Source organism: Micromonospora citrea (assembly GCF_900090315.1).
Classification (GTDB): Bacteria; Actinomycetota; Actinomycetes; order Mycobacteriales; family Micromonosporaceae; genus Micromonospora; species Micromonospora citrea.
On the sequence record NZ_FMHZ01000002.1, the window covers coordinates 5,798,736 to 5,810,665 of the forward strand.

Consider the following 11,930-nt stretch of genomic DNA (forward strand, 5'->3'; position numbering starts at 1 on the left):
GCCTGTGGTGCCGCCACGGGACGGGAACCAACCCGACCGGCGGCCGGGTCACCTGCGGCTCGGCTGCCGTCCGCCGCTCAGCGGTGCCAGCGCAGCGGGCCGGGGCGTACGGACCAGAGCAGCCGGCGCCAGCGGGGACGGGCCGCCCGCAACCCGGTCACGTAGGCGGTCGCGGTGGCGGCGGCCCGGTCGGCCTGTTCCTCAGTCGCGGTGCCGGGCGCGAAGGCGACCTGGTTGATCAGGCCGGCCAGCTCGTCGATGCGGGCGTCCCGGCCGGCGGAAGGGTGGGCCGCCGTCGCGTCGGCGAGGGCGCGGTGGGCCTGGGCGGCGATCTCGGTGGCCGCCAGGTCACCCCCGACCGGCCGGCCGGCCAGGCGCAGCGCGTCGGTGACCTCCCGCCAGGCGCCGGCGATGCGCTGGCCGGGGTCGCCCCGTTCCAGCCGTGCCCGGGTCTGGGACCGGCGCATCAGCAGCAGGACGAGCAGCGCCGCCACCACCAGCAGCAGTGTGCCGCCCGTGCCGCCGCCGACGAGCAGCGCCGTCGACGGCCCGCCGGGGTCGGCCGGTCCGCCCGGCGCGGCCTCGGGCTCCGGCGGTTGCGTGGGCTCGACGGTGGGCTGTGGCACCTCGGACGGGGGCGGCTCCTCAGGCGTCGGGCGGAAGTCCTCCTCCACCGGGCGCGGCTCCTCGTCGGGGCGGGGCAGCGGGTCGAACGGCACCCAGCCGAGCCCGTCGAAGAGGACCTCCGGCCAGGCGTACGCGTCGCCGGCCCGCACGGGCCCGTCGCCGGTGGAGCGGAAGCCGACCACCACCCGGGTGGGCAGCCCGGCCAGCCGGCCCAGCACGGCGAACGCCGCGGCGAACTGTTCGGAGGTGCCGCGCTGGCCGCCGGCGTTGCGGGGGCCGAAGAGGAAGAAGTTCAGGTTCGGGTACGCGTGCCCGCTCGGGGCGTCCGCGACGAGGCGGTAGTGCTCGGCGAGGAACTGCTCCACGGCGGCGGCCCGCGCGTACGAGGCGCCGTTGGACTCGGCGAGCTGGGTGGCGAGGCGGCGCAGCGGATCGGGCACCCCGTCGGCGACGCGCAGCACCCGGGCCACCTCGTCGCCGGCGGGCACGTCGGCGGTGCTCAGCAGGGTCGTGTCGGGCGTCTCGGCGGCCGAGGTCACGGTGTACCGCAGGCCGGGCGTGAGACCTTCGGGCCGGATCAGCGTCCCGGTGGTCGGGTCGTACGCCACCCGCGCCCCGGTCACCTCGCGTGGGGTGGCGACGGCGGGCAGCAGCCGCCCGGTCAGGTCGGCGATCGTGATCTCCTGGCGTACGGTTCGCACGCTGCTGTCCGGGGCGGGCGCGGTCGCCGGCAGGATCCGCCCCGCGTTGCGGTACGTCGCGCCGACCCGCCAGGTCACCCCGTCGTAGTCGCTGAGCACAGCCAGCCGGATCGGCGTGGGACGGCCGTCGGCATCCGGCCCGGCGTCGGCATCCGGGGCGGGCTCGGGCGTCCCGGTCGGCGCCGGTTCGGCCGGCCCGTCGGCGCGCACGTCGAGCAGCTTCTGCCCGGGGTTGAGCGCCCAGCCGGAGATGCGGATGAGCGGGCTCTCGTCCAGCGCCTCCACCTGCGGCGGCTCGACGTAGCGGCGGGGGTCCACCGGCCGGCCGTCGACCCGGCCGGCGAGGGCCGGGCCGAGCAGGGCGGCCAGCGCGACGACCACGGCCAGCCCGGCGGCGGAGGCGGCGGCGAGCCGGGCCCGGACGGCGGCGCGGACCGCCGGCGCCAGCCCGGCGCTCGGGTCACCGGCGGCCGTGACCGGGCCGGCCGCCGGCACCGCCAGGCCGACCGCCGCCACGGCCACGAAGGCCAGCGTGGTCCCGATCGCCGGGTCGGCGTTCGGGCCGACGACGTAGAGCGCGGCGGCGTAGAGCAGCGCCGCCGGCAGATAGCCGAGCAGCACCCGGCCCGCCCGCAGGGCCACCTCCGCGCCGGCGAGCCCGGCCAGCCAGGCGGCGACGAGCGGCACCAGCACCGTGTCCGGGGTCGGCTCGACCGGGATCATCGCGGTCAGCAGCCGGGGGATGCCGTTGGCGGCGGCGTCGGCGGTGATGTCGGCGAGGCCGCCGGGCAGCTCGGCCCGGGTCGCGGCGAGCCGCAGCGACAAGGCCGTCCAGCCGGCCATCGCGGTCACCGAGATCGGCGCGACCAGCCACGACGGCAGCCGGCGGCTGGCCACGCTGACCAGCACCGAGCCCACCGCCGCGCCGAGCACCAGCCGGGTCAGCAGAGGGCCGGCGTAGACCCGGCCGAGGACCGCGCCGGCCAGGCCGATCATCGCGATCAGCGCCAGCGGCACCGGGACCGCCCGCAGCGCCCGCCCCAGCGCCTGCCCCGCCCCGCCGCGGGAGCCGGTTCCGCCGCCGACACCGGCTTCCGGCCCCGCCGGGGCCCCGGGCGCCGTCACCACCGGCGCACCCCGTCCCACTCGGCGGCGAACGCGGCGCCGTCGGGGGCGTCGATCACGACCAGGCCGGCCGTGCCCGCCGGCGCCGGCTCCGTCGCCCCGAAGATCCCGACCACCACCGACGGGTACGCGGCGCGCAGCGCGCCCACCGCACCCAGGTCGTCGCGGCCACCGGGGCCGGTGAGGAAGACCAGCGTGTCGCCGAGCCGCTCGCGCCGCAGCCGGGCGGTCGTGGCGTCGATGACGTCGTCGTCGGCGAGCCGCGCCGCGGCCAGCCGGTCCAGCGGCCCACCGCCGTGCCCGGTGGCGTCGCCGGTCGCGTCCGGCGCGGACGGCTCCGGGTCGGCCATCAGCAGCACCACCGGCAGGTCCTCCCGGTAGGCGGCGGTCACCACCGAGGCGGCGGCCTCGCACGCCGACTCGAACGACTCGGCCACCCCGTCGCGGCGCTCCGGATGGGCGACGGCCCGGTTGTCCAGCAGCACCACGATGCGGGGCAGGCTGGTGTCCACGTTCTCCCGCACCATCAGCTCGCCGACGCGGGCGCTGGTGCGCCAGTGCACCCGCCGCAACTCGTCGCCGACGACGTACTCGCGCAGCGAGTCGAAGGTGATCGAGCCGTGCGGCACCCTGTCGACCCGGCCGTCGAGGCTGCGCCCCGCGCCCGTGGGCACCGCGTGCAGCGGGTGCACGCGCGGATGCACCCAGACCGGCACCGTGCCGCCGTAGGGGCGGGCCAGCGTCACCAGGCCCAGCGGGTCGCGGCGGGTCACCCGCAGCGGCCCGACCGGCACCACCCCGCGGCGGTGGGTCGGCACGTCGTAGCGGACCGTGGTGTCGCGGCCCGGCCGCAGTCGCAGCAGCGGCACCGGGACCGGCCGGTCCCCGCAGCGGTCCTCGGCCACCAGGCTGGCGGCGCGCAGCCGGCCGGTGTTGCGCACGGTCAGCGTCATCGCGGCCGGCTCGCCGCGCGCCACCCGGTCCGGGTCGGCGCTGCGGGTCACCTCCAGCCGGGGCCGCCAGGCCGCCGTCGCCAGGGCGTAGCCGACGGCGATGCCGGCCGCCGCGCCGAGCAGCGTCAGCTCCGGGTACGCGAAGCGGAAGCCGACGCCGAGCAGCACGACGGCGGCGACGAGCAGCCCGACGCCTCGGGCGGTGAGCGCGGACACCGGCGTCGCCGGTCAGCCCTGGACCGGGGCCGGCTGGCCCGAGGGGAGCGGCACCGGCACCGAGGCGACCGCCTGGCGCAGCACCTCGGCGGCGGTCACCCCGCGCACCTGCGCGTCGGGGGTGAGCAGCAGCCGGTGGGCGAAGACGGGCTCGGCCAGCGCCTTGAGGTCCTCCGGCATGATCCAGCCCCGCCCGTCGATGAGCGCGTACGCGCAGGCCGCCCGGGTCAGCGCGATCACGCCCCGGGGGCTGACCCCGACCCGCACCTGGGGATGGTTGCGGGTGGCCGCGGCCAGCCGCACCGCGTACGTGTAGAGGGGCTCGGCGATGTGGACCCGGCGGGCCATGCGGACCATCTCCCCGACGGTGGCCGTGTCGGTGACCGCGGTGAGCGCCTCGGGTGAGCGGACCGTGGCCCCGCGCAGCACCTCCACCTCGACGGCCTCGTCGGGGTAGCCGACGGAGAGCTTCACCAGGAACCGGTCGAGCTGTGCCTCGGGCAGCCGGTAGGTGCCGTCCATCTCCACCGGGTTCTGGGTGGCGACGACCAGGAACGGCTGCGGCACCGGGTGGCGGACGCCGTCGACGGTGACGGTGCGCTCCTCCATCACCTCCAGCAGCGCCGACTGGGTCTTCGGCGACGCCCGGTTGATCTCGTCGGCGATGACGATGTTGGCGAACACCGGCCCCGGGTGGAACTCGAAGCCCCGGGTGGCCTGGTTGAAGATGGTCACCCCGGACACGTCCGACGGGAGCAGGTCCGGGGTGAACTGGATGCGCCGCCACTGCCCCTTGACGGTGGCGGCGATGGCGCGGGCCAGGGTGGTCTTGCCGACCCCGGGCACGTCCTCCAGCAGCACGTGCCCCTGCGCGAAGAGGGCGGTGAGCGCCAACCGGACCACCTGTGGCTTGCCCAGCACCACCGCGTTGACGTTCTCGGCCAGCCGGGCGGCGAGGGCGGCGAAGCCCTGCACCTCCGGCTGGGTGAGCGGTTCTGGGGTGTTCACGGGTGGTGCTCCTCGCCTGGGTGGGTCAGCAGGTGGGCAGGACGTTGATGTTGTCGCCGCCCTCCAGGTTGAGCCACGCCCACGGGATGTAGTTGCGGCCGGAGTATTCGACCTGCACCCACCAGCTGCTCTGCTTCTGGTTGTTGTAGATCCAGGAGTCGACGTTCTCGCCCGACTTCTTGCAGTACGCCTTGAGCCGGGTGCCGGGCTTGGCCCAGCCGACCTGCCGGTCGTTGTCCTGTCGGGGCACGGAGAAGATCTCGTTGCCGTTGCGGCCGTCGACGTCCTTGTTGCAGTAGGTGCGCTGGTCGCCGTCGGGGCCGTTGTTGCAGGTCGCGATGCCGTAGAGGGCGTCGGTGGCCTGGGCGCGGGTGGCGGTGCCCTTGCCGGCGGCGTTGCTGGCGGTGACGGTGAAGGTGTACTTCGTGCCGGGCGTCAGGCCCGTCATCGTGATTCCGGAGCAGTTTCCGGTCTTCGCCGGCTCGCCGGGCGCGCTCAGCGAGCAGGTCGCCCTGCCGCCGCCGGCGTCCACGGTGAACGTCACGGTCGCCGAGGTCGCGGTCGCCGACGAGCCGGTCACGGTGACGCGGGGCTCGGCGACGGTGCGGGCGGTGGCGGTGGCCTCCGGGCCGGCACCGGCCTCGTTGACCGCCTTCACCTTCACGGTGACGTTCTGGCCGTTGCCCAGCCCGTCCACGGTGGCCCGGGTGTCGGTCACCTCGCTGCTGCGCCCGCCCACGTCCACCAGATACTTCGTCACCGGACGGCCGTTGGCCTCCGCCGGCGACCACTGCACCGCCACGGAGCCCGGCCGGTCGGCCACCGTGGTCGCCCGCAGCCCGGCCGGCCGGCCGGGAGCCGCGTACGGCACGACGGTGTTGCTGACCGGGGAGGCCGCCGATCCGGCGCCCCGGTCGTTGACGGCGACGACCGTGAACGCGTACTGCGTGCCGTACTCCAGCTCGCCGGCCGGCACCACCAGTTCCGTCTTGCGGGACTCTCCGGCCGGGGCGTTGGTGCCCGCCGAGGTGGCCGTGACCACGTACTTGGCGATGGTGTTGCCCTGCCCGTTCGCCGCCGGCCAGCGCACCAGCACCGTGCCGTCGGGCCGCTCCTGGGCGGTGACGCTGGCCGGCGGGTCGGGTACCGCGGCCGTCGGCGTCACCGGGTTGCTGGTGCGCGCCGGCCCGTCGCCCTTGGCGTTGACCGCGTGCACCGAGAACCGGTACGTCTCGCCGTTGGTCAGGCCCTTGATCTCCACGGCCCGCTGGTTGGCGCCCACCTGCACCCGCTGGCCGGCGCCCTCCACCACGTACCTGGTGATCTCCGCGCCGTTGGCCGGGGCCGGCCGCCAGCTCACCCGCGCCTGCGCGTTGCCGGCGGCGGCGGTGACGCTGCGCGGCGCGCCCGGCTTGCCCACCTTCGGCTTCTTCGGCGGGGGCGGCGGCGGGGGAGTGGGCGGCGGGTCGCCGCCGAGCACGTCGTTGGCGTACTTGTCGACCTCGCGCACCTGGTGCCTGTCGTCCACCACCCGGGCGGTCGCCGAGTCGGGGGCGTTGATGAACAGGTGGTTCTCCCGCACCTCCAGCTCCAGCGGCCCGGCACCCCGGCTGCGGATGGTGTCGACCAGCCGGCCGCCTGTGTCGAACGCGTAGACGGTGCCCGACGCCTCGTCGGCGCAGTAGAACCGGCCGGCCCACGCCACGGCCGGGCTGAGCCGGTCGCCGGCGCCCGGCACGGTGAACGCGCTCACCTCGCCGCCTTCGCCGACCACGTGCACCCGCCGTTCGCCGGGCACCGTCACGGGCACGGTCGGCCCGCTGGTGCGCGCCGGCAGCGCGCCGGGGGCGCTCATCTTCAACGGCGTCGGTTTGACCTCGCCTCGCCGCACGGTGACCAGCGCGCCAGCCGTGCGGTCGAGCACCGCGACACCGTCGTCCAGGGTGGAGACGACCAACTCGTGGCTGGCGTCGGCGACGTCGTACGTCTCGACCTGCTTCGGGCTCAGGCCGGCCTCGGCGGGGGCCGAGGCGGGCGCGGAGGGCAGCGCGGCGGCGGTGATCGCCGAGACGGTGCCCTCGCTGGGCACCGCGATCCAGAGCCGGCCCTCGCCGTCGAACGATCCGCCGGTGATGCCCGGCGGGTAGCGCACCGGCTCGCCGACCGGCGTCAGGGACCGCGGGTCGAGCTGCCGGACGATGCCCTGCACGGCGTCGACGACGAACGCCGCGTCCTCGTGCAGGGCGACGTTGACCCCGAAGCCCGGGGTGGTGCGGGTGGTCGCGGTGATCTGGAGGGTGGCCAGGTCCAGCGAGCTGACCTGACCGGTGTTCAGGTCCCGCAGGATCAGCAGCCGGTCGGTCTGGGTGACCTGCATCGGGTGCCGGCGGGCGCCCGGGACGCCGACGCGGGTGTCGACGCGTGCGGTGACCCCGTTGACCCGGGCCATCTCGCTGCGCGCGGCGCTCCACAGCCAGGAACTGGCGTCGTGGCTCGCCACCGCGTTGTCCGCCGCGCCGAGGCCGAGGACGGTCAGCCCCATGGCGGCCAGCAGCGCGGCCACCGTGCCGATGGTGACCAGCCCGCCCCGGATCCGGCGGTTGCGGGGGCGCGGGGCGCCGGCGGTCACGGCGTCGTCGATGGTGGCCACTACCGGCTGCCTCCCGTGTCGTCCTGGCAGGTGGCGCCCCGTCCGGCGGCGACCCTCCCCTGAGCCGGGTGCCATCATATGGCCCGGCCGGTGGCGGGGGAACCCGCAGTGTCCCGCCGTGGATACCCAGCGTGTGCGCCACGCGCGGTGCTGCCTCAGGTCGCCGGCGTGCCGTTCTCCCGCTCGGTGCAGACCTGCCCGGACGTGGCGAACGTGTCCGTCGAATAGACCGCGAGCACCGTGAAGCAGTAGTCCACCCGCGAGTTCAGCCCGTTGACGGTGTAGCTGGTCTGGCCAGGGTCCACCGTGGCCATCACGCCCAGCTTCTGTCCGGCCCGCCCACCGGCGACCATGAACGGCACGCCGCCGCCGGCCGGATCCGTCCAACGCAGGGTGATCGTCGCCGAGTCGTCCCGCAACGTCAGGTCGGTCGGCGGCGGCCGGTCCGCGCTCGGCGCGCCCGCCGTGGCCGACGCGGCCGCCGGCGAGGCGGGCCCCGACGGCGGCGCGGCTTCCCGGCTCAGCAGCAGCACGCCCACCCCGACGAGCGCCACGAGCGCCAGGAGCACGACCACCACGGCGACGATCATCACCGTCCGGCTGCGGCCGGGCTCCTCGGGCTCTCCGAGCATCGGGTACGCCGGCGGCGGCGGGACGACCGGCCATTGGCGGAATGCTTCGGGCGCGTCGTGTCGGGGCAACGCCGTCATCGGGAACGTCTCGATGTCGGGATGCGCCGGCGCCTGGTCGTGGCCCTCCTGCCGCTCCTGCTCCTGCGCCGGCTCCGGCCCGCCCACGACATTCTGGTGGTAGGCGCCGTCGTGGTTGTGCTCGCCGCCGGTGGTGGTCGGCTCGGTCAGCGCCTGCGGGGGCGCCGTGCTGCTCCACGGTGGCGCGGTCATGCTCCACGGCGGCGCGGCCGCCCCGCTGACGGGCTGCGGCGGCGCGCTGACCGGCCGGGCCGACCCGACGGCTGCGCTGGCCGGTGGGGCGCTGACCGGTGGCGTGGGCGGCGTGCTGACCGGTGGTGCGCTGACCGAGGGCTCGGGCGTGCCGGCCGATCTGGTCGGCGCGGGCGTGTGCGACGCCGGGGCGGCGTGCGCCGGCGATGCGGCGGTGGCCGGCGAGAGCGTCCCAGGCGGCGGAGGACTCACCGGGGCGCCGCTGTCCGCGCCGGGCTGCGGCGTGCCGCCCGCGCGGGCGATCTCCTCGGCGAGCAGGGGCTCGATCTGCCGTACCTGGATCGTCGGCTCGTCCCACCCAGGACCGGACCGCGCCGGCCGTTCCGGCGTCTCCGGCTGGTCGGAAGCGGCCGCGTCCGTCGCGGGGGACCGGCGCGACTCGGTCGCCGCTGCCGAGGTGGCCGCCTCGGCGGGTGCCGGCGGCGGAGAGGCCGCGATGGCGGGCGACGACGGCGCGGCGGCGGGCGACGACGGCGCGGCGCGACGGGTGTCGGGCGTCGGTGGCACGGACGCCCCGCCGGCCGGCTGCGCCGGGTCGGGGTTGGCGGGCGGCCCCACGTGTCGCGGGACGGAGGCATCCGGCGGCACGGGCGGGCCCGACACCACGGGGGCGGCCGGCGGTGCCGCGTGTCGGGGCGGGGACGACCCGGCGGGCGGCGCCTCGCTCGTCGGCACGGCGGGGAAGGACGACACGGGGGACTCCGCCGCGGGCGGGGCTGGTGGTGGCGGAGCGGCCCTGTCGGTCGGGGTGGGCGCGGCAGTGCCCTGCGTCGCCGGCGTGGCGGGACGCGACGGGCCCTGCGGGGCCGGCGGCGGCGTCGGGGTCGCGAAGGGCTGGCCGGGCGCCGGTGCCCACGGAGACGACGGGGCCGTGGCGCCGGGGCGCTGCGCGGGTACGACCGGTGGCGGCACCACGGGCGGCGGCGGGATCTGTTGTGCCGGAGGGTCCGGTGGGCCGGCCGGTCCGGCCCCGGTGGTGTGCGGCGGGGCGGGCGGCGTCGGGACCCGGGCGTGGGCGGAATGCGGCAGGTCCGGCACCGCGGGCGGTGCCGGCGGGGCCCAGGCGGAAGGCGGCGGCGCTGGTGGCGTCGGGGCGGCGGGCTGCTGCGGCGGGTACGGGGGCGTCGCGGTGTGCGGCGGAGCCGGGACGCCCCGCTGGGGTGGAACGACCGGCGGAGGCGGGACCGGAGGGGCGTGCGGCGGGGCAGGCGGGCCGCTGACGACGTGCGGTGGGATCGGCTGCGCGCCCGGCGGCTGGGCGATCGGTCGCTGCGGCGGGCTGGCGACCGTGGCCGGCTCGTGGGGCCGCCAGGCCGTGGAGAGAACCGACAGTGACATCGTCGGTTCGGATAGTGCCGGCATGCTCGGTTGGCTGCCCGGCTGGGGGGCGGGAGCGGCGTCGCCGAGATACTGCCGGGCCGTACGTACCGCCGGGTGGTCGGCGCCGAGCGCGGCAGGCCCGAGTGCGGCGACGCGGGTGTAGTTGCGGCGGGCCTCGTGCCGGTTGCCCAGTTCGTCTGCCACCGCTGCCAGCTCGAAGGAGAGCGCCAGCATCAGCGGGTCGGCGTGTGGCCAGCTCCGCTCGCCGGCGGCGAACGCCTCCTCCAGCACCCGGCGGGCGGTGCCCGGTTCGTCCGCCTCACGGTGCAGGCGGGCCAGCAGGTGTGCGGTGCTCAGCACGTCCGGGTGATCCAAGCCGTACGGCGGCCGGGCGGACCCGACGGCGTCGGCGAGCAGCTGACGGGCGGCGGTGAGATCGCCCGCGGCGCGCAGGGCGAGGGCCCGATGCTGAACGGCGGCCAGGGGAGAGGGTTGGGACACGTGGCCATGCTGCCGGGTCGGGGTGGCCGAACGCTACCCGGGCCCGCCGGCTACCGGCGGACGGACGGTCCGCGGACCCGTCCCGACCTGCACGGACCTACCTGCCGGAAGCCGATGTGCATGATCCACCCGGGGCGTGTACAGTAACTCCCCGTGCGGCCCGCCGGGGCCGGCCGAGCCGGTGAGTCGATCACCTCGGCCGACACGGTAGGCTGAACGAGTAAGTCCGGGTGGCGGAATGGCAGACGCGCTAGCTTGAGGTGCTAGTGCCCGTATAGGGCGTGGGGGTTCAAGTCCCCCCTCGGACACCAATCAGACCAGGCAGTGACAAGGCCGTTGAGCTGGCATTACTCAGCTCAGCGGCCTTGAGTGTTTTCGGGATACTGCCCGCCTGGGGATCACCTGGGTCTCACCGGCTCGGAGTCGCGCCGTTCGCGTCAGCGGGAGGCGCGATCTTGTCCTGACCCGTCGAGACGGTTACGGTCCCACTGTTGCGCATATAGCTGCGCGGCTGGCGGCAGAGCCCGCGACGGGTCGAGGCCGCCTGTTCACGTGGAGGAACAGTGGCGCAGATCGAGAAGAGGACCGCGAAGAGCGGCACCCGTTGGCGGGTGAAGTGGCGTACCGGCGGCGGACGCGACGGCCAGTGGAACGTCGAGACGTTCGACTTCCAGGTGGACGCGAAGCGGTTCAAGGCGCTGGTGGACGCCAACGGCAACCACCGGCCCACGCCGCAGCAGCTGGCCGAGCACGGCTTCGTCGAGCTCCTTCCCGCCGGCGTGGCCGCCGCCCCGGCGCCCGAGCCCGCCGCGGCGGTGCTGACGTTCCGGGCGTACGCCGAGGAGTGGCTGGGCACGCTGGTGAAGCCGCACCCGGAGACGGTGCGCAAGTACCGGGAGCGCCTGGAGAAGCACGTCTTCCCGCGGCTCGGCGACCGGCCGATCGCCGAGATCACCCGGCGGGAGATGCGCGAGTGGCAGCAGGGCCTGCGCGACGCCGGCCTGTCGGCGAAGACGATCGCCAACATCCGGGGCGAGTCCGTGGTCCCGGTCTTCAAGGCGGCGTGCCGGCCGGGCGAGGACGGCGAGCCCGCCGTGCGGACGGCCAACCCGATGGACGGGCTGCCGCTGCCGGAGGGCCCGCGCGCCGAGCGGGACATCCTGGAGAGCCCGGACGAGGCCCGGCTGTTCCTCGAGGCGGCGTACGCGGTCGACCCGGAGGCGGCGGACCTGCTGCTGTGCAAGCTGTCGACGGGGCTGCGCTGGGGTGAGGTGTCGGCGCTGCCGCCCCGGGCCGTCAACGTCGTGCGGGGCACGGTGTCCATCGTGCAGGTCCTGCGGAAGGTGAACCGGCGGTGGGTGGTCGAGCCCAAGCCGAAGACGAAGCAGGGCTACCGGGAGGTGCCGCTGACCGCCGCGGTGGCGCGGATGGTCGCCGAGCGGTGCGCGGCCGCCAGCCGCGACCCGGGCCGGCAGTTCGTGTTCGTGGCGCCGCGCGGCAACCACTGGCGGTACGAGGACTTCTACACGGACCGGTGGGTGAAGATCCGCGACCTGGCGCGGGAGAAGGGCCTGCCGCGCCGGATGACGATGCACGGGTTGCGGCACTCGCTGCTGACGCTGCTGGCCACCGAGGGCGTCGACCTCGCGGCGCTGCGGACGATGGCCGGGCACGCCAGCGTGACGACGACGATGAACGTGTACGTGCACGCGACCCGGCGGCACCACGAGCCGGTGCGGCAGATCGTCGGGAGCTTCCTCTGCGTCGACGAACTGACGACCGCGGGCGGCAGGCCAACCCGCATGGCAGCGCGGGTGGTGCAGGCTCCAGTTGATAGCTGAGCTTCGTGATAGTCCGTCCGCCTCCC

Annotated in this window: 5 protein-coding genes, 1 tRNA gene and 1 pseudogene; 2 read left to right on the plus strand and 5 right to left on the minus strand. The window is 76.1% G+C overall.

Features of this window, described 5'->3' with window-relative positions; translation table 11 throughout:
- Window positions 1–77: 77 nt before the first annotated feature.
- The 5 genes and pseudogenes from GA0070606_RS26515 to GA0070606_RS33920 form a co-directional block, all read right to left on the minus strand.
- Window positions 78–2,474, minus strand: coding sequence for a transglutaminase TgpA family protein (locus GA0070606_RS26515; RefSeq protein ID WP_425413071.1), 2,397 nt, complete (start codon window positions 2,472–2,474; stop codon window positions 78–80).
- The gene (locus GA0070606_RS26520) at window positions 2,450–3,622 is read right to left on the minus strand and encodes a DUF58 domain-containing protein (RefSeq protein WP_091105608.1); all 1,173 of its coding nucleotides are present in this window, start codon (window positions 3,620–3,622) and stop codon (window positions 2,450–2,452) included. The genes GA0070606_RS26515 and GA0070606_RS26520 overlap by 25 nt, the downstream gene beginning before the upstream one ends.
- 12 nt (window positions 3,623–3,634) lie before the next feature.
- Window positions 3,635–4,630 (minus strand): AAA family ATPase, encoded by a 996-nt coding sequence (locus GA0070606_RS26525; RefSeq protein ID WP_091105611.1) that lies wholly within the window; start codon window positions 4,628–4,630, stop codon window positions 3,635–3,637.
- 25 nt (window positions 4,631–4,655) lie between these two features.
- Window positions 4,656–7,280, minus strand: a complete 2,625-nt coding sequence (locus GA0070606_RS26530; protein ID WP_091105612.1) for a fibronectin type III domain-containing protein — start codon at window positions 7,278–7,280, stop codon at window positions 4,656–4,658.
- A gap of 2,144 nt (window positions 7,281–9,424) precedes the next feature.
- Window positions 9,425–10,063: pseudogene (locus GA0070606_RS33920) on the minus strand (tetratricopeptide repeat protein); the annotation flags it as partial.
- Between the two features lie 224 nt (window positions 10,064–10,287).
- Between GA0070606_RS33920 and GA0070606_RS26545 the strand changes: the two are divergent.
- Window positions 10,288–10,374, plus strand: a tRNA-Leu gene (locus GA0070606_RS26545).
- Window positions 10,375–10,626: 252 nt separating this feature from the next.
- On the plus strand, window positions 10,627–11,904 hold the full coding sequence (locus GA0070606_RS26550) for a tyrosine-type recombinase/integrase (RefSeq protein ID WP_091105614.1): 1,278 nt from the start codon (window positions 10,627–10,629) through the stop codon (window positions 11,902–11,904).
- Window positions 11,905–11,930 lie beyond the last annotated feature (26 nt).